The sequence below is a fragment of the Flavobacterium sp. 9 genome, assembly GCF_002754195.1.
Taxonomy (GTDB): Bacteria; Bacteroidota; Bacteroidia; order Flavobacteriales; family Flavobacteriaceae; genus Flavobacterium.
The window spans coordinates 5,820,899-5,840,210 of sequence record NZ_PEEU01000001.1 but is presented as its reverse complement, the minus strand read 5'-3'; the positions used below and the strand labels follow the sequence as shown (position 1 = coordinate 5,840,210).

The 19,312-nt window shown below is 33.4% G+C and carries 18 protein-coding genes and 1 pseudogene; 13 read left to right on the top strand and 6 right to left on the bottom strand.

Annotated features, from left to right (window positions below; translation table 11 throughout):
- From CLU81_RS24380 to CLU81_RS24325, 11 genes are all read left to right on the top strand, one after another.
- Window positions 1–1,131, top strand: coding sequence for a DUF4861 family protein (locus CLU81_RS24380; protein ID WP_233209764.1), 1,131 nt, complete (start codon window positions 1–3; stop codon window positions 1,129–1,131).
- Between the two features lie 303 nt (window positions 1,132–1,434).
- A complete protein-coding gene (locus tag CLU81_RS24375; protein WP_099712210.1) occupies window positions 1,435–2,229 on the top strand; it encodes a gluconate 5-dehydrogenase in 795 nt (264 codons plus the stop codon).
- Between the two features lie 6 nt (window positions 2,230–2,235).
- Window positions 2,236–3,246 carry a sugar kinase gene (locus CLU81_RS24370; RefSeq protein ID WP_099712209.1) on the top strand — a complete coding sequence of 337 codons (1,011 nt, stop codon included), beginning with the start codon at window positions 2,236–2,238 and terminating at the stop codon, window positions 3,244–3,246.
- On the top strand, window positions 3,239–3,904 hold the full coding sequence (locus tag CLU81_RS24365; protein ID WP_099712208.1) for a bifunctional 4-hydroxy-2-oxoglutarate aldolase/2-dehydro-3-deoxy-phosphogluconate aldolase: 666 nt from the start codon (window positions 3,239–3,241) through the stop codon (window positions 3,902–3,904). The genes CLU81_RS24370 and CLU81_RS24365 overlap by 8 nt, the downstream gene beginning before the upstream one ends.
- A 1-nt stretch (window position 3,905) precedes the next feature.
- Window positions 3,906–5,177: an MFS transporter gene (locus tag CLU81_RS24360; RefSeq protein WP_099712207.1), complete on the top strand. Its 1,272-nt coding sequence runs from the start codon at window positions 3,906–3,908 to the stop codon at window positions 5,175–5,177.
- Between the two features lie 273 nt (window positions 5,178–5,450).
- On the top strand, window positions 5,451–7,379 hold the full coding sequence (gene nagB / locus CLU81_RS24355) for a glucosamine-6-phosphate deaminase (RefSeq protein ID WP_099712206.1): 1,929 nt from the start codon (window positions 5,451–5,453) through the stop codon (window positions 7,377–7,379).
- A 91-nt stretch (window positions 7,380–7,470) separates the two neighbouring features.
- Window positions 7,471–7,833 carry a DUF5004 domain-containing protein gene (locus tag CLU81_RS24350; RefSeq protein WP_099712205.1) on the top strand — a complete coding sequence of 121 codons (363 nt, stop codon included), beginning with the start codon at window positions 7,471–7,473 and terminating at the stop codon, window positions 7,831–7,833.
- Window positions 7,834–8,348: 515 nt separating this feature from the next.
- The gene (locus tag CLU81_RS24340; RefSeq protein ID WP_099712203.1) at window positions 8,349–8,759 is read left to right on the top strand and encodes a helix-turn-helix transcriptional regulator; all 411 of its coding nucleotides are present in this window, start codon (window positions 8,349–8,351) and stop codon (window positions 8,757–8,759) included.
- Between the two features lie 439 nt (window positions 8,760–9,198).
- Window positions 9,199–9,417 (top strand): hypothetical protein, encoded by a 219-nt coding sequence (locus CLU81_RS26905; RefSeq protein WP_099712202.1) that lies wholly within the window; start codon window positions 9,199–9,201, stop codon window positions 9,415–9,417.
- Window positions 9,365–9,835, top strand: a complete 471-nt coding sequence (locus tag CLU81_RS24330) for a hypothetical protein (protein WP_144444562.1) — start codon at window positions 9,365–9,367, stop codon at window positions 9,833–9,835. The genes CLU81_RS26905 and CLU81_RS24330 overlap by 53 nt, the downstream gene beginning before the upstream one ends.
- A 74-nt stretch (window positions 9,836–9,909) precedes the next feature.
- Entirely contained in the window at window positions 9,910–10,257 is a 348-nt protein-coding gene (locus tag CLU81_RS24325; RefSeq protein WP_099712200.1) for a DUF4291 family protein, read from the top strand.
- A 197-nt stretch (window positions 10,258–10,454) separates the two neighbouring features.
- Here CLU81_RS24325 and CLU81_RS24320 read toward each other — a convergent pair whose 3' ends face one another.
- From CLU81_RS24320 to CLU81_RS24305, 4 genes and pseudogenes are all read right to left on the bottom strand, one after another.
- Window positions 10,455–11,624, bottom strand: a complete 1,170-nt coding sequence (locus CLU81_RS24320; RefSeq protein WP_158235369.1) for an amidohydrolase family protein — start codon at window positions 11,622–11,624, stop codon at window positions 10,455–10,457.
- 208 nt (window positions 11,625–11,832) lie between these two features.
- Window positions 11,833–12,312 (bottom strand): DUF1203 domain-containing protein, encoded by a 480-nt coding sequence (locus tag CLU81_RS24315; RefSeq protein ID WP_099712198.1) that lies wholly within the window; start codon window positions 12,310–12,312, stop codon window positions 11,833–11,835.
- 601 nt (window positions 12,313–12,913) lie between these two features.
- On the bottom strand, window positions 12,914–14,392 hold the full coding sequence (locus tag CLU81_RS24310) for a hypothetical protein (protein ID WP_099712197.1): 1,479 nt from the start codon (window positions 14,390–14,392) through the stop codon (window positions 12,914–12,916).
- Window positions 14,393–14,879: 487 nt separating this feature from the next.
- Window positions 14,880–15,545: pseudogene (locus tag CLU81_RS24305) on the bottom strand (IS6 family transposase).
- Window positions 15,546–15,755: 210 nt separating this feature from the next.
- Between CLU81_RS24305 and CLU81_RS27265 the strand changes: the two are divergent.
- Window positions 15,756–15,887, top strand: a complete 132-nt coding sequence (locus CLU81_RS27265) for a hypothetical protein (protein WP_255410535.1) — start codon at window positions 15,756–15,758, stop codon at window positions 15,885–15,887.
- 18 nt (window positions 15,888–15,905) lie between these two features.
- Window positions 15,906–16,382, top strand: a complete 477-nt coding sequence (locus CLU81_RS24300) for a hypothetical protein (RefSeq protein WP_099712196.1) — start codon at window positions 15,906–15,908, stop codon at window positions 16,380–16,382.
- A 73-nt stretch (window positions 16,383–16,455) separates the two neighbouring features.
- On the opposite strand, the gene CLU81_RS24295 is transcribed toward CLU81_RS24300, so the two are convergent.
- Both CLU81_RS24295 and CLU81_RS24290 read right to left on the bottom strand, forming a co-directional pair.
- On the bottom strand, window positions 16,456–17,112 hold the full coding sequence (locus tag CLU81_RS24295) for a DUF6766 family protein (protein WP_099712855.1): 657 nt from the start codon (window positions 17,110–17,112) through the stop codon (window positions 16,456–16,458).
- A 25-nt stretch (window positions 17,113–17,137) separates the two neighbouring features.
- On the bottom strand, window positions 17,138–19,282 hold the full coding sequence (locus CLU81_RS24290; RefSeq protein ID WP_099712854.1) for a catalase: 2,145 nt from the start codon (window positions 19,280–19,282) through the stop codon (window positions 17,138–17,140).
- Between the last annotated feature and the right edge of the window lie 30 nt (window positions 19,283–19,312).

Sequence of the window (19,312 nt, the reverse complement as noted above, 5' to 3'; positions counted from 1 at the left end):
ATGAAAATGATAAAACACCTTATTGGTTTTGCTTTTGTATTACCATTGAGCCTTTTGGCACAAACAAAAGCGACAATAACAATTCAGAATAATTCGGTATTAGAACGAAAAGAAACTGTAGCTTCTATAAACTGGCAAACTGTTTTGGCACGTTATCCGCAAATAGATACTGCAAATTTTGTTGTAATTAATCAAACTACAAAAAAGCAAGTTCCTTTTCAATTAGAACATCGTGGACATTCTTCTATTCAAAATTTACTGGTTCAGATTAGTCTTAAACCAAAAACATCTGTTAAGCTTATAATTCAAAAAGGAAAACCGGAAACTTTTGCGGTTAAAACTTACGCACGTTATGTACCGGAACGCAAAGATGATTTTGCCTGGGAAAACGACCAAATAGCTTTTCGCGCTTATGGAAAAGCTATAGAAAAAACCAGCGAAGATGCTTCGGGTTTTGATGTTTGGGTTAAAAGAACGAATAAAATGATACTAAACGATCGTTACAAACGAGGGAATTATCATATCGATGCCGGTGACGGAATGGATTATTATCATGTTGGACCAACATTGGGCGCAGGAAATATGGCGCCTTATGTAAAAGACAGTATCCGTTATTCGGCAAATTATCACCAATGGAAAGTGTTTGATAACGGTCCTTTGAGAAGTACATTTTTATTGTCTTATGATGCCTGGGATGCTGGCGGAATCAAAGTAAAAGCCACAAAACTGATTTCTATCGACGCTGGTTCACAACTTAATCGAGTAGAAAACACTTATACTTTTGATGGAAATAAAACAATGGATGTTGTAGTCGGTCTAAGCAAAAGAGAGAAAGCTGGAGTTATTTCGCTAAACGAGCAACAAGGTATTTTGGGTTATTGGGAGCCAACTTTTGGCGAAGACGGAACAACTGGAGTTGGTTCGATAGTAACGACACCAGTAAAAAATATGTTTGTAACGAATACGCAAATATTAGCCAAAACTACGGTTACCAATAATGAACCAATCATCTATTACACCGGAGCTGCATGGAACAAAGCTGGAAAAATTACCGATGCAAAACAATGGTTCAATTATCTGGATAATTTCTACCTGCAATTAAAAAATCCGCTTATTACAAAAGTAGAATAAGGCTTCTTTATTATATAAATAAAAACTTTATATAAACTGACTTAATCAATGCATTAAATTGTAGTTGACGGTCTTACTTATGTCAATTTTGAAAAGAATTTAGCATCAATTCTATCTTAATTTTTGAATAGCCTCCTGCTTTAGCTGGAGGAATAAATGGAAATATTAGTGTTGGCTTTAGCCGAATTAAAAAAACATTTTGGCTAAAGCCACATCTGTCATCAACTCTTTAACCTCCAGCTAAAGCTGCAGGCAATTCAATAAAAATATCAGATTACTATTAACCAAAAAAAAGAAAAAAAAATGTCAATTAACTTATTTGATTTAACTGGAAAAATAGCACTTATTACAGGCGGAGTTCATGGTCTGGGAATGGCGATGGCAAAAGGACTTGGACATGCCGGTGCAAAAATTGTTATAAACGATCACTCTTCGCAAGATGCAGTAAACATTGCTGTTGCTGAATATAAGTCAGTAGGAATCGAAGCCTACGGATATATTTTTGATGTTACGGATGAAGCCGCAGTAATCGCAGCAATCAACAAAATAGAAGCCGAAGTTGGTCCTATTGATATCTTAATAAACAACGCAGGAATTATCAAGAGAACTCCAATTATAGAAATGGAAGTTGCGGATTTTGAAGCCGTAATCAAAGTAGATTTAACAGGGCCATTTATCGTTTCAAAAAATGTTGCCAAAGGAATGATCAGTCGTGGCGGTGGTAAAATTATTAATATGTGTTCGATGATGAGCGAACTTGGCAGAGACTCTGTAAGTGCTTATGCTTCTGCAAAAGGAGGATTGAAAATGCTGACCAAAAATATGGCTACAGAATGGGCTAAATTCAATATTCAGACAAACGGAATTGGTCCGGGATATTTTGCAACAAGTCAAACGGCACCAATTAGAGTAAACGGACATCCTTTTAATGAATTTATTATTGGAAGAACACCAGCAGGACGTTGGGGAGATCCCGAAGATTTGCAGGGAGCAGCGATATTTTTGAGTTCTAAAGCAAGTGATTTTGTAAACGGACATATAGTTTATGTAGACGGAGGAATTCTGGCTACGATAGGAAAACCATCAAACGAAGACTAATAAATCATGGGTAAAGTTCTTTGTTTTGGCGAAATTCTTTTGAGATACAGCATGGGGAAAAATTTTCCTCAGCAACAAGATATGTCTGCCTACATTGGTGGCGCAGAAAGTAATGTTGCATTAGCATTGGCAAATTGGAATATTCCTGTTGGGTATTGTACAGCTTTGCCGGATCATTTTTTATCAGATACAATTCTGGCGTATTATAATAAAATGGGAGTTGATACAAGTTCCATAATTAAATCCGGAGAAAGAATTGGGACATATTACCTTAATCAAGGTGCCGATGTCAAGAATGCCGGAGTAATTTATGATCGTAAATATTCCTCTTTTTCACAGTTAAAACCATCAACTATCAACTGGGAAGAAGTTTTTGAAGGCGTTTCCTGGTTTCACTTTACAGCCATTGCTCCTGCTTTAAACACTAATGTTGCAGCACTTTGTGAAGAAGCTTTAATTGTTGCCACAAAAAAAGGAATTACTATTTCTTTAGATTTAAATTACAGAGAAAAACTCTGGAAATACGGTTTAAATCCTAAGCAAGTAATGCCTAAACTGGCAGATTATGCACATGTAATTATGGGAAATATCTGGTCTGCCGAAAAAATGTTGGGAATAGCAATTGATCCAAATTTAATCGCATCTGAAAAAGATCCTGATTTAGTAGAACAAGCCCGTATTACTTCTAAAGAAATTTTGGCCAGATATCCCAATTGTAGAACCATTGCAAATACCTTCCGCTTTAGCGAAGAAGAAAGCGTAAAGTATTTTGCAACTTTATATCAAAACGGAAATATTTATAAAAGTGAAACCTTATTTGCAACAAATACTATTGATAAAGTAGGAACCGGAGATTGCTTTATGGCAGGACTTATTTACGGAATCCTGCATCAAAAAAAATCACAGCAAATAGTAGGTTTTGCAGCACATGCGGCCTATCAAAAATTATTCATAAAAGGAGATGCGACAACATCAAAAGTGGACGAAATCGAACAGTTAATAAAGCAAAATGAATAAAAAAGAAAGCGTTATTCAACAAATCATTCAAGCGGGTTTGTTGCCTTTATATTACAATGATAGTAAAGATTTAAGTATCGAAATCTTAAAAGCTTTATATCAATCCGGAATCAGAGTATTAGAATATACCAATCGAGGCGAAAATGCCTTAGAAAATTTTAAAGTTTTAAAGACAATAGCACAACAAGAAATGCCTGATTTATTGCTGGGAATTGGCACAATAAAAACGGCAAAACAAGCCAAAGATTTTATAGATCTTGGTGCAGATTTTATAGTAAGCCCAATAGTTTCTTCTGAAGTTGCTAAAGTAGTTTCAGAACATCATTTAACCTGGATTCCGGGATGTTTAACACCTTCAGAAATTCATCAGGCACAGGAATTGGGAGCCAAACTTATAAAAATATTTCCAGGCAATTTAGTTGGATCTTCCTATATACAAACTATAAAAGACATTTTTCCGGAGCTTCTTTTTATGCCTACGGGCGGCGTTGAACCGGAACGACAAAATCTAAGAGATTGGTTTGATGCGGGAGTTTCTGCTGTAGGAATGGGAAGTAAACTTCTAAAAAACAGCATTATTGAAGAAAACAATTTTGAAGCCCTTTCGGATTATATCTCAAAAGTCATGCTTTTAATTCAATCTTGTAAAAACTCTTAAAATGAATAAATCTTCAGAAAAAAGAGTTCGATATGGCATCCTTGCCTTATTGTTTTTTGGAACAACCATAAACTATATCGACAGACAGGTAATTGGATTACTAAAACCCACATTAGAAAAAGAATTTAATTGGACAGAAACAGATTATAGCAATATCGTAATGGCTTTTTCTGCGGCTTATGCAATTGGTTTGATGGGTTTTGGAAGATGGATTGATAAAATAGGAACAAAATTAGGATATTCAGTATCCGTTTTCTTTTGGAGTATTGCTGCTGTAGCACATGCATTTGCAAAAAGCACATTGGGTTTTGGCTTAGCCAGAGTTGGTTTAGGTGTTGCAGAAGCAGGTAATTTTCCTGCGGCAATAAAATCCGTAGCCGAATGGTTTCCTAAAAAAGAACGCGCCCTTGCCACCGGAATTTTCAATTCAGGAGCAAATGTTGGTGCTGTGGTTGCGCCTATTATGGTTCCCGCAATTCTTGGCGCTTATGGCTGGCAGGAAGCTTTTGTGATTACTGGAGCAATTGGTTTTATTTGGTTGATTTTTTGGTGGAAATTTTATGAAACTCCTGCCCGTCATAAAAAAATATCCAAAGAAGAATTTGATTATATCCATAGTGACAACGAAGTAGTTTCAGAAACAGAAGTTCCGGTAAAATGGATTGAATTATTCAAAATAAAACAAACCTGGGCTTTTATCTTCGGGAAATTATTGACAGATCCTGTTTGGTGGTTTTTCTTATTCTGGCTCCCTTCCTATTTCTCCGAAACCTTTAATCTGGATTTAAAGAAGCCTAGTTTGCCTTTGGTAATTGTTTATACCGCCACAACTATTGGCAGTATTGGCGGCGGATTTCTATCTTCTTATCTCATAAAAAAAGGATGGAATGTTCAAAAAGCCCGCAAAACAACCATGTTCATTATTGCGCTTTGTGTGTTACCAATCATGTTGGCGCAGTTTACCAAAAATATCTGGATTGCAGTTGGATTAATTAGTTTTGCGGCTGCGGCTCATCAAGCTTGGAGCGCCAATATATTTACTACCGTATCCGATTATTTTCCTAAAAAAGATATTAGTTCCGTTATAGGAATTGGTGGTATGGCCGGGTCAGTTGGAGGTATTCTTTTTCCTTTGGCAATCGGGATAATTCTGGATCATTATAAACTATTAGGAAATATTTCTGCAGGTTACAATATCATATTCATTATATGTGGCTCTGCCTATTTACTGGCGTGGATTGTCATGCATTTTCTAACCTCAAAGAAAAGTTAATTATTTTTCATCAGTATTAGCTATTGAAAAATATGGAGATCAAATTAAACATTCTAAAAAACAATTTCTTTAGCTGTGATTAGCAAAAAAATTAACACATAGAAACATAGATTTTATAAAGCATAAAAAGGATACAAAAAGAAATATATTTCTTTCACATAGCATGGGCTCTGTGCCTTTTAAATAAATGAAATACCTTTTTTTTTAAGAATACAAGGCCTATGTTTCTATGTGTTAAAATAATTACACCTATTAGATTAAAATAAACTCAAAATGATAAAAAGTAAAATAGATAAAGCAACGGGGTTCGAAAAACGATTTGAGAACGTCAATACCGTTGTTTTCGAAAATTCGACTGAAGCTTCCAAAGCTGTTGCGCAACAAATCGCGGCACTTATCAAAGCAAAACAAGAAAATAATGAATCATGCATTTTAGGTCTTGCAACAGGTTCTTCTCCGAAAGGATTGTATGCTGAATTGGTTCGTTTACACAAAGAAGAAGCTTTAAGTTTTAAGAATGTAATTAGCTTTAATTTGGACGAATATTATCCAATGGAACCCAATTCTATCAACAGTTATGTTCGTTTCATGAAAGAATTATTGTTTGATCATATCGATATTTTACCTGAAAACGCTCATGTTCCGGATGGTCTTTTGACAAAAGAACAAATTGCAGATTATTGCCACGAATACGAAGCTAAAATTGAAGCTTTGGGCGGAATCGATCTTCAGATTCTTGGAATTGGCGGTAACGGACATATTGGTTTTAACGAATCAGGATCTTTACAAAACTCAAAAACTCGTTTGGTTGCTTTAGATCACATTACGAGAGTTGCAGCAAGCGGCGATTTCTCAGGTTTGAGTAATACACCAAGAACTGCAATCACACTTGGAGTGAAAAAAATCATGGAAGCTAAACAAGTAATTTTGATGGCTTGGGGCGAAGGAAAATCAGATATTATTAGAAAATCTGCTGAAGGAGAAGTTACCAATCAAATTCCGGCTTCCTTTTTACAAGAGCACAATGATGTCGTTTTTGTTTTGGATAAAGAAGCGTCTTCAAAACTAACCCGAATAAACAGACCTTGGCTTGTAGAGAAAATCACATGGACGGATAAACTAATCCGTAAAGCGGTTTTAGGATTGGCGCTTCAGCTTAAAAAACCAATTTTAATGCTTACAGATGCTGATTACATCGAAAACGGAATGAGTGATTTATTAGCCGATTCTGGTCCTGCTTACGACATCAATATCAAAATTTTTAATAAACTTCAAAATACAATCACGGGCTGGCCAGGTGGAAAACCAAATGCAGACGACACAAATCGTCCTGAAAGAGCGGAACCGACAAGAAAGCGAGTTTTGATTTTTAGCCCACATCCTGATGATGATATTATTAGTATGGGAGGAACTTTTATGCGTTTGCAAGAGCAAGGACATGAAGTGCATGTTGCGTATCAAACTTCTGGAAATATCGCTGTTGCGGATGATGAAGCTTTACGTTTTGCCAGTTTTGTTTGCGATTATAACGATAAATTCGGCATCAAAAGTCCGGAAGCTGAAGCCATTTATAAAAAAGCAATTGCATTTCTTAGAAACAAAAAAACAAGTGAAATTGATATTCCTGAAGTTCGATATCTAAAAGGTTTAATTAGAAAAGGAGAAGCGCGTTCTACAAGTCATTTTGTGGGTTTACCAGACGAGCAAATTCATTTTATGGAATTGCCTTTCTACGAAACCGGAACGATCGAAAAGAAGCCTTTAGGTCCTGAAGATATTCAACTGACAATGGATTTAATCGAAAAAATTAAACCTCATCAAATCTATGCCGCAGGAGATTTAGCAGATCCACACGGAACACATAAAGTTTGTCTTGACGCTATTTTTGAAGCTGTAAAAGCCTTGAAACCAAAATCTTTTATGAATGATTGTTGGTTGTGGTTATATCGCGGAGCTTGGCAGGAATGGGGAATTGACGAAGTCGAAATGGCTGTACCAATGAGTCCGGATCAGGTTTTGGCAAAACGTCACGGAATTTTCAAACACCAATCTCAAAAAGACGGAGTTGTTTTTCAGGGAACTGATGCAAGAGAATTTTGGCAAAGAGCAGAAGACAGAAATAGTGAAACTGCAGACTTATACAACGAATTAGGTTTGTCTCGCTATGCAGCTATGGAAGCTTTTGTGAGATGGGAATTTTAATTAAAGTATTCTTTCCTAGATAAATCAATAAAAAAAACAAATTTGATTCTTAAACAATTACGGAACTAAAATCATATTAGAATAAAAAATTATGAAAAAATTAATCCTTTTATTATTTTGCATTTATGGACTTGCCTCCTATTCACAAACATCAACTGAACTTATTGGAAAATGGAAATTAGTAAAATGGACACAAAGAGGTAAAGAAAAAGATATTAAGGAATATTACAAAACAGATCAAGTTTATCAGGTATTTGAAGATGATAACCGCTTTAAAAGTCTTGTTGGTGACAAAACCCATAAAGGAAAATGGAAGTTATCCAGAAATAACGATGAACTTACTATAATTTCCGGAGTCTTTACAGTGCCTTTTAAAATTAACTATTTTGATTCAAAAAAGAGAATCATTACAACAGATCAATTAGGAACTTTAGAATATGAGAAAGTACTTTAAGAAAGTATAAAATCTGTTTTTAGAATTCAAAAAAAAAGAGCATTTATATAATGCTCTTTTTTTTGTTACTGATACTTTCTTTCTACACAAGTTTGTCAATCTTTAGATTTATCATCCACAAATTTTGAGGAGAATAATCTCAGAACTATAATTTAACTTTACTAAAAACTAAACAGAATTCTCAATTGAATGTAAAATTCTAATGTTTAAAAATAAACCTAACATTTAGCTTTTTGATGAATTATAAAACTTTATCGTTTAACAATTTTAACATTTAACCCTTACAATACAATCAAACCGCTTTTAACCAAAAACTCAAAATATTATTTTGCAAATTCATTTGGAAATATGCTAATTTCTTTAAATCTTGCATAAAATGGTTTGTGAATTGTAAACTAAACGTCACAAAAAAATCCATTTCTAACGAAATGGATTTTTTTTTAATTTTTGAAACGTAAGGTTTTAATTCAAAAAATGGCTTTATCTTTGAGTCTTTAGAAAAATTGATATTCATTATGGAACAGAAAATACATCAGGGAAGAAACGTAAAACGCTTCAGAGAAATGCTTAACATAAAGCAGGAAGCTTTAGCTTATGATTTGGGAAATGAATGGAATCAGAAGAAAATTTCTATGCTTGAGCAAAAAGATGTAATTGAAGAAAACCTATTGAAACAAATTTCAGCAGTATTAAGAATTCCTGTTGAAGCTTTTCAGAATTTTGATGAAGAGCAAGCTATAAATATTATTTTTAATACTTTTACAAGTAACGATACATCAACATTAAATGCAGTTAACCCACACTGTACATTTAATCCAATTGATAAAATTGTTCAATTATATGATGAAAAAATTGCATTGTATGAGCGAATGCTAAAAGAGAAAGAGGAAATGATGGCTAGACTTGAAAAATTAATCAATAAATAATTATTTATAAAAAATATATTAATTCTAAAAAGAGGCTTTAAAGTCTCTTTTTTTTGATCGTATTTACCCGTGCTGGCGCGAGCGCAACGTCATTAAGTTAAGCTTTTTTTAAGATAATTAAATTTGAAAAAACTTCTTAAAGACGCCACTTTTTTAAGTATTAAATTTATTGAATAGGCTCCAGCTTCAGCTGGAGAAACCTATTATGCAAAGAATAAGGCTTTAGCCAAATCACGCATTTTGGCTAAAGCCATTCACATTGATTTTATATAAACTCCAGCTGAAGCTGGAGCCTATTCAAAAAATTGTGTTTAAGCTTTCCATCTTTACGAGATTAATTTTATTTATAAAAGCTTAACTTAATGACATTGCGCGCCAGCGAGGGAATTCAAGAGACATTCGGACAACTTTAACTAAAAACCAAATCTTTAATAAATAAATGAACCAAAGAGAAACTGATTTAATTAAACTAAAAAAATTTATAGCCGAGAAAGACGGTGATGGATTTTATAATAGTAAAACTTCTTTTATCCACGCTTATGAAGAGGATGAAGAAATTCTTTTACTTCTTTGTCAAATCTTCGAATCAGACTGGCATAAAGATCATGAAAATATGGCAAGGGCTTTTCAATCCTGTTACGGCAGAAACTTTGTTTAAAGTAGCGTTTTCGGACTTTGAATATATTAGATGGAATGAATATTTTCCTTTACAAAGAAAATGTACTTGGGCACTTGCAGACATTGGCACTAATGAGGCTAAAAAATATTTAGAACAAATAGCAGAGCAGGCAAATGAAACAATAGCGCAATTCGCCACCAAAAGACTGGTAAAATGGGATTTTGAATTCAGAAGAAAAGTTCCTACAATAGGAGAATCACGCTATGAAGGCTTTAAAATAGCACTTGAAAGTTATTCAGAAAGGCTAAAAGAATTGCCTCAAAACGGACAAGATATAATAGGTTATATCATGAAAAACGTTGACATTATTGATAATGCTCCACCCTATCATGGTATCGTATCGGAGTATATTGTATTATATTTGATTAATGAAAAAAGTCAGCTGCCTCTATTATAGAAAGCCAAGATCGTGAGAAGCCTGATTATAGTAGTCTGAAAGCAAATCCATTACAGCTAAGTTTTCTATCAATAATGCACGATTACAGTTTGCGAGAAAAAGAAAATCAGGAAAGTGTATTGGCTCTTTGGATAAAAAAAGAAGTCTTTAAAGAGATTTTACAAAAAGTAACATCAAAATGGAATCCCGATTATGATTATTTTGGAAAAGAACTCGAAAGACAAACCATACAACTTGATTTAAACGAAGAGGATTTTGAGAAACTGATAAAAGAAAAAATTGATTTTGTATTCGACGTTTCTGATTTTATTAAAGAACAAAAACAATATATCAACCAAAATCAGATTGAAAAACTAATGATTCCTAAAGAAAGAATAGTTGATTTTGAAACACCCGAACTCATTGATGAGAAATGGATGTAAACAATTGTAACCTCACAAAAACAGAACATAACTAAATTACTAAGTGGTAAAAAGCAAAAGCTTCAGAGAAATCCGGAGCTTTTTTTTGCTTATAATCCCCCGCTCTCCGAAGTGTTCTTATTTACGCTGCGCAATCCCGAAAGCCTTCGGGACTGACTTTGCGCCATTTTAAACAAGTGCTTCTTATAATTTTATAATCAATCTGTTTTTGTATATATAATTTCACCCTTTCTAACCGTATATTTTACATCCGACAAAGTTCTGATGTCTAGTTCTGGATTTCCCTTAAAAACCACCATATCTGCAGTCATGCCAACAGCAAGTCTGCCATATTGCTTTGAAAAACCATATTTTTCTGAAGGTGTTGTAGTAAGCATTGCCAGAATCTGTCGGAAATCAAGTCCTGCCTTTTGCAAATAAACATACTCATCTGTTGGATCAAAATCATCCATGAAACCAATGTCTGTTCCAAATAAAAGATTCCCTCCTGCTTCATTAAAATCTTTTACTTGTCTGATAGCGATAGAAACAAAATCTTCAATTTGTTGTGGAGATTGATTGTTATTAAGTAAACTCCATTTCCAAAGTTTTAATGTTGGAATTAGATATAAATTCTTTTTAACCATTTGTTGAATCATTTGTCTATCCCAAGGCAGACCGCCATCAGGAGTGGTGTGCGCCAGTATATCGATACCGGATTCTAATGAAACTAAAATCCCGTCATTTACAGAAGGATGTGCAAAGACGAGTTTGCCTTTTTTATGGGCAGTAATGATAACAGCTTTCGCTATTTCTACAGGCATCATCTTTTCGGCCTTGCCGGGTCCCATAGGAGATCCTGCAAATATTTTTATTCCATCTAAACCATCGGCAATATTTTGGTTTACGATTTTTGCAGCGACATCTATAGAAGTCAGTTCCGGCAATTTTATATTCATTGCTTTCACATAGAAAGGAGTACCATCCTCAGCCGTAAGTGGAAGGCCAGTAGTCAGGATGAGAGGACCTGAAATGGAACCACTGTTAATACGTTGTCTTATGTTATTTGTGTTCTCTGGAAATGAACCTATATCGAAGGCATAAGTAAACCCATATTTGATTAGAAATTGTTCAAGGTAGGCGGATAATTCACTATTACTTAAACTTGGCGCATTGGCAATTTTTGGATCGGTAAAATGGACGTGACTATTCCAGAATCCCGCTGTAATTGTTAAACCCTTGCAGTCAATTAGTTTAGCGTTCTTTGGTAGTTTTACCACGTTCTTTTTACCAACTGCAATTATTTTATCATTCTCAATAACTACGATTCCGTCAAGAATTGCCGGATTGGTTGGTGAAACATATATAGTGGCATTGACGAACGCCAAAGCATTTTTAGTTTGTTTGGTTTCTTGTCCATTAACAATACTACAGTGTAAACTAAAGACAATAAAAAACGTCAGGAAAGTGTGAACGATATTATTCATATTATAGTGAATTAGTTAGTTTTGATTCTGGTGAAATGCAAATAATTAGTATCAAAGACTACAAATTTTGCTGATTGTTACAATTATTTCAATTTTTGAAAGTACATAACTACACCCTCTCGATTTTACAAATAAAACAACAAGCTTCTGAATTTCTTGCGTGAAGATATTCAACATCGCTTTTTGTTTCAAAAATTTCAGCGATTAGTAAATCGATATCATGATCACCAACTAATTTAGTAAAAATCATTTTTTGTGCTTTGCTGTAGCCAATTAGCGATAAAGGAAAATTTTCTTTATCTGCTTTTAATTCTGTGGGAAAATTGTAAATATCCGAATATTGCTCTACTTCGTTTTTGTGAATAAATATAGGTCCGGATTGATTAAAAGCATTGTTTTCTGAAAACGGACTATAAGCAAAAACCAAACGAATATCCTGACCGACATTAAATGGTTTCAACGAAATTCTACATGGTCCTTTTCCCGTTGCCAATTGCTCGTAAACCTGATTACCAAAATTATCAATATTTGTTTTCCGAATTTGGCTTACAAACTCTTTAGACAACGGAACAATTTTAAATTTTTTCATGTTTTTTATATTTTAAAATCAAAACAAATTTATATGCTGTTCCTCTTATTAAAAATCCGTTTCTTGCTCAATTTTCTATCTATCGCCGACAGGACATGCAAATCAAATTCATAAAGCCAATAAGAGACAGACATTAAATGTGATATGCCAATCTCTTCAAATCTTCCATAAAATGTATAGAAATTTGTCCAGTCGAGTTCACTACAGCCAAATGGCTCCAATTGAAGACAATTGGAGCCATTTTTTATTTAAAAAATATTAATCAATATATTAGCTAATTTTTTGTTTTCGTTTTTCATCAATACATCTTATAGATTATAAACATCTTCTAAGTTGACGGAATATATTATCGCCGACATTCTTTCCCCTCATACTAACAAATGATATTTAAAACAAAACAAGTCCATTATTAAATTGATCATAAGTTTAGAAAATTCAATATTGCGAATTTCACTTCCAGAAATTAAATTTCCATTTTTAAGTAATTCAAAATGGGTTTAAGGTACAAGCAGAATACAAATTGAATGCTAGCTTTCGGAAAGAACAAAAAAAAGTCGGAAGATTTTTCTTCCGACCAAGTTGTCTAATTTGGATCTTTTTTTTATTTGAATAAAAGAACTTTATAATAATCTTTATTATTTGTTTCTACCAGCCAAATTCCCTGATTAGAAAACAATGTACTAAAATGTAATCTTTTATCACCTTCAGGAATACCTTTTAAATACTTAAATAAACTGTCATTTAATGTCATTGCAGCGAATGCATTTGGCGAAAAAGACTTATTTCTTAGCTCTTTATAATCGTAAGTATTATTAATAAAAGCACTAAATTTTTCATGCGCCGTATTGTTATTATATTCTAAAAAACTACTTTTTAAGATAGAACCATTGGTTTTATCTACAATTGCAGCATTTGTAAATTCAGTGAAATCATTAACTGAAACAGAAAAAACAAGATTTTCTTTATACTCTGCTAATCGAACATCAAGTCCTGGAGCATAATCAATTCGTTCAAGAAAATCTTTACCGTCTATATTATTAATGGATTCCCATAATTTATTTCCATCCTTATCAAACTTAAACACGTAATATCCATTAGGATGGATGCTACCACCAATCTTTTTTTGTGATTTATCGCTAAAAATTCCAAACACGTACAAATCACCATTTTTTCTATCTTCAAAATAATTATTAATAGACAAACCATCAAGTTTAGTACCTCCATTAGCAGTTGATATTTGTGGCCCACCGCCATTATTAGACGTTACAAAAAAATTATTTTCAATTTTAAGAGTAAAAGGAATCATCTTTATTTTTTTTCCTGCAAAATCGTATGTTGTTTTATAAATTATGACTGTTTGAAAATCGTTCGAGATTGATTTTGTTATTAAATCAAAATTATCATTGCCATTTAATCTGCACGTAAAGGTTACTTTGTGTTCTGTTTTAGCAAAAGAATCACCTTTTAGTGCTGTTAAATCAGGCTTCTCTATTTGAAATCTATTTCTAGAACCGGTTTTAAATTCAATTACTTCTAAAAAAACATCATCTTTTTCAAAATCCACCTTATCTTTTTTCTTCTGGTTTGAGAAACCTAAAAGATAAAAATCGTTAAATGCCCCATCAATCGTTCCACGACCACCTTGACTTTTGGCTATAGCTACATCATTAATGATATTTCCAAAATAACTAAAACTCATATCTTTAATTTTTTCAGAACCCATCTCTACAATTTGATCCTTAATATAAATCTTATAGTTGTAGGTCCAAATTGACTTTTCAATATCAATATTCATAAATGAATTCTCAGTACTTGAATAGGAACAACTAAAATACTTTTGGTTTTCGAATAATTTAGATTCTTTCCCATTTCCATCAAATGCTGATGCAGTTGTTGTAAATGAAGAACCTGTCATGGTAATTTTTTCACCACTAAAAAAAACAAATTTTTGAGAAATAGGAAGATATTCGAAACTTACCGGAAGATCTTTTTCCCCAAACTTTTTATCAATAATAACAGTTTCTTGGGCAGATAAATAAACAGAAGATAACAAGACGATACTTAAAAGTATTCTTTTCATAAGTTTTTTTTAGGGGTTTATAGTAATTTAAAATTTATATTATATGATAAATAGAAAATAGTAAAAACAAATTATATCGAAAAGTTGCATAGAGAGTAAAAGCTAGCTCGCTTCATTGGCAATCGATTTCAGCCAATTTCAATTTTAATCTGGTGTTTTTCCTATCTATAATATAGTGATATTTATCACTTATAATTTCAAATGTATTAAACTATACAGAGATATTCTTACGGTTTTCCGTACCACATCCTTTTTTTTTATTAAAATCATAGAATTTCATGAACTAACCCTCCTTCTATGATGTATCACTATAAGCATTTACAAAATAAAAAATAGTCATTAATAGTCCTGTCAAAATTAAAAACAAAATTTCGTTTTTAATTGTCGACCAAATTAAATGCCCCTTGTAGGCTTTATATATTAAGAAAATTATAAGGTTCTGTCGCATCTGTCAGAATCGAATATAAGAATTTAAGTAATTTAAAAATTAACTCGCCAATTTACAGAATGATTTAAACATGGATATCCCTGGTCTGATCATCTGATTCTTTCTAAGCATATGCACCACTTCAATTCCACTTAATGTTCGTCTTGCCAATTCAAAACTTTTAAAACCTAATCCGTTTTGTATACGCCATTTTATAAATCGATGGTCCTGTTCGACAATATTGTTGAGATATTTACACTGCCGGATTTTAATCTTTGTGAACGAAGGCTTGTTATAGACTTTGATCGCTGCTGCATTAGAACCGCTTTTATCAATGTTTATTACTCTTGGCCGGCAATTATTATCAATTGCTTTAATTAGAAAAGACTGAGCGCTCATTCTTTGTCTTTTTCTGGTCAAAAGAAAGTCAACCGTATTGCCTAATTTATCTAATGCTCGATATAAATAACACCAAATGCCTTTTATTTTGATATAGGTCTCATCTAATCTCCAGCTTGTCCCAACTTTGACCTTTCTCTTCTTCATCTCTGATTCAATGAAAGGTGTAAATTTATAAACCCAACGCTCAATCGGAGCATGATCCACAATCACTCCCCTTATCTTGATTATTTATTCAACATCTCGATAACTTAAAGTAAACCTAAGCTTAAAATATATTGCCTGCAGAATAATAGACTTTGGATAACAATGACCTTTGGTATTCATTTTTTGATGGGTTTAAGATTATAAAGATAAAGTTATTACCAAATGCGACAGAACATAGAAGACTTATCTTAAAACACTGATAATTATATAATTATCAATGATTATCTTATAAGCATGTTTTTTATTTAAAAGTTAATTTTGAATTAAAGCTTTCAGGTTCAGTCTTAGAACAAAAAGAAAGTTATATCTATTAATTAAAAATTAACTATTATGAACACTTCAAATCAAAAAAACAGCAGCACTACAGGTGCAAAAACATCAGCCAAAAAATCTGATGCAAAAGGAACTGGCTCAAAAACCACTAAGTCTAACGACAGTCACAAGTCGATGACTAAAAAATAAGTGGTTAATCATTTTATTATGATAACAGGAAACAATGGAAATTACGGTCGGGATGACCGTAATTTTTATCATCCGGAAGATGATATCAGATCCAATTCAGACAAAAATAATGGCATTGCCAATACTTACAATCCCGAAGACAACGAAAGTTATGTCGACGAATATCAAAGGGAAAAAATGGAAGAACAACAAGTTGTAAATCAAAACAGTGACATTACAAATAATCCAGATAATCTGGACGAACAATTCTCAAATTCTCTTGAAAGAGATGATGATGATTGGAATGAAGATGAAGACGATCTCGATGACATTGATGAGGACGATATTAACCCTGATGATATTGACGATGATCTTGAAGAAGATTACGACGAAAATGATCGCGAAATGGACGGCTTTGCTACAGATCAACTGAAAAGAAATGAATATGATCAGGAATTCGATATTGATCAGGATCTTGAAGAAGTAGATCCGGTTAATAATCCGCGGAAATTCTAATTCTTCATGAAAATAAAAAACCATTAGTAAATCATTACTAATGGTTTTTTATTTTATACTACTATTTTAAATTCTACTCGCCTGTTTCATCGTGTGGCGCATCAACGGGTTTAGATTGTGATGAACCCTTTTGACGAAGAAAAACAGATAAGATAATAATCGCAAATACGGATAAAAATTCGCTTTGCCAATTCTGAAAAGATTCAAACCATAATCGCGAATTGGTTAAATAGTTTAAGGCTGATAATGGCGGTTTTCCTTCTAAAATATTCATTGTGTTTTCATCTTTTAGACTTCCATAGAAATGAAGTACAAAAGAAATTACAAACAATAAAAGTAAACTAATGGTCAGCGAATTTTGATACAGCATTAGCCAAATCCCTCCTTTTTTAACAGGCCAGGGTGCATTTTTTTTCTTCGGATTTGGTTCTCTGTCTACTTCTTCTTTGCCATCACAACCTTTTGATTCTGAAGATCCTTTTTGTCTGAGAAAAATAGTAAACCAAACAAATAAACCCATTTGCAAAAATTCACTTTCCCAATTCTCAAAAGTTGCTTCGATAAAATGTCCCGTACTTAAATATTCAACAAAATCGACAGTATGAAAACCATTATCAACCAGTTCTTTGTTGTATTCTTGTATCCCAAAGTATATTTGTCCTGCAAAAACAAGAATAAATAATGACAGAAATACGATGGACAAACTGTTTTGATAAATGATTTTTTTCATTTGAAACATATTTAGAATACTGACTTTACAACATTTTTTCTCTTTCCCAAAAGCGATGTCTTCCCAAAGCCTTTATAAACGATACGCTTAAAGATTTATCTCCAACGCTTTCGCTTGTAATAATTCCGCTGTCTTTCTTTACTTTTTCTATTTTATCCTCCAGTACTTTAATTCCTTGTGCCTCGGCTGCAATAAACTTACAATGGTTATAAGAATCATTTATAAATTCTCGTACCTCTTTCAAGTCTTTTAGTGCAATAATTCCTTTTCCTCCGGGAATAAAAACGCCATCAAAAAGTACAGAAGAGGCAATACGATAACTTTGATCCACGGGAATTTCCAGTCCTTCTTCTGAGACTATGGTTCCTAAATGTGGCGCAATAATTATTGCTTTAGCTCCGGCATTTTTCAATGCTTGTTTCATCGTCTTTACAGAAGCTGCATTTACACCTTCGGCACATAAAAAAGCAATTTGTCTGGTAGCAATAGTGTTTGAAATTGTTGCATTTTTCAACATACTCAAGGCATCAGAACTTTCTATACTTTGCTTTTTATCCGTTGGTTCCTGTTTTCCCTCATCATCTGCACCTACTCCATGATTAATTGGCTTTTGAATATCTACGGGAACTTTTATTCCTAATGCTTTTGCAACCGTAGCAGTCAGAGCACTATCAACAAAGGATAATAAGCCTAACATTCTTTCTCTAATTGCAGGTGTTTCAACTTTTCCTAGTTCAAAAGACAGCGCATTCGCAATGTGATCCTGCTCGACCTGGGTCTGACTATTATAAAATAATTTAGCCTGACTAAAATGATCTGAAAAACTCTCGCTTCTTGCTCTCACTTTGTGTGCATCTATTCGTTCGTTAAAACTGGCAAAACCTCCCTCATCAATTTTTGCCTGAAAAGGACATCCGTTGCCTAATGAATTAGGATGATAACTCACTCTGCCAACAGCAATTTCCTGACGCATATGTCCATCACGTTGGTTATTGTGCATTGGAGCAACAGTTCTGTTAATTGGAATTTCGTGAAAGTTTGGGCTTCCTAATCTGGATAATTGTGTGTCTGTATAAGAAAATAATCTTCCTTGCAACAACGGATCGTTACTAAAATCAATTCCTGGAACAATATGTCCGGGATGAAAAGCAACTTGTTCTGTTTCTGCAAAAAAATTATCCGGGTTTTTATTCAAAACCATCTTTCCAACAATTGTTACGGGAACTAAATCTTCAGGAACCAACTTGGTAGGGTCTAAAAGATCAAAATCAAATTTGTGTTCATCCGCTTCAGGGATTATTTGAACTCCCAGTTCCCACTCCGGAAAATTGCCTGATTCGATCGCTTCCCACAAATCTTGTCTGTGAAAATCGGAATTTTTACCTGAAATTTTTTGGGCTTCATCCCAGGCAACGGCGTGAGTTCCTAATTTTGGTTTCCAATGAAATTTTACAAAATGGGATTCATTTTTATCATTTATAAATCTAAAGGTATGTACACCAAACCCTTCCATCATTCTCAAACTTCTTGGAAGCGCTCTGTCACTCATAACCCACATAATCATATGCATCGTTTCCGGCATTAACGAAATAAAATCCCAAAAGGTATCATGCGCAGATGCTGCTTGTGGCATTTCGTGATGTGGTTCTGGTTTTACTGCGTGAATCAAATCCGGAAACTTCATCGCATCCTGAATAAAAAATACGGGAACATTGTTTCCAACCAAATCAAAATTACCTTCCTGTGTGTAAAATTTCACAGCAAAACCACGTACATCACGTGCTAAATCTGTAGAACCTCTGGAACCTGCAACAGTAGAGAAACGAACAAAAACAGGCGTTTTGATTTTAATATCGTTCAAAAAACCAGCTTTGGTATATTTTTCCATTGTTTTATAAAGTTCAAAATGACCATGCGCTGCAGAACCTCTGGCATGAACGATACGTTCTGGAATTCGTTCGTGATCAAAATTTGTTATTTTTTCTCTTAAAATGAAGTCCTCTAATAAAGAAGGTCCTCTCTCGCCCGCTTTTAATGAATTGTTATTATCGTTAATTTTTAAACCTTGATCCGTGGTTAGAAATTGATTCTCAGCATTAGATCGATTAACATCCAAATCTCTTTGTTTAGCATCCGAAAGGTCTGGATTTGTTTTCTTTGAATTTTTCATTTTCTCGTCTTTTAATGTTTGTGTATGAAG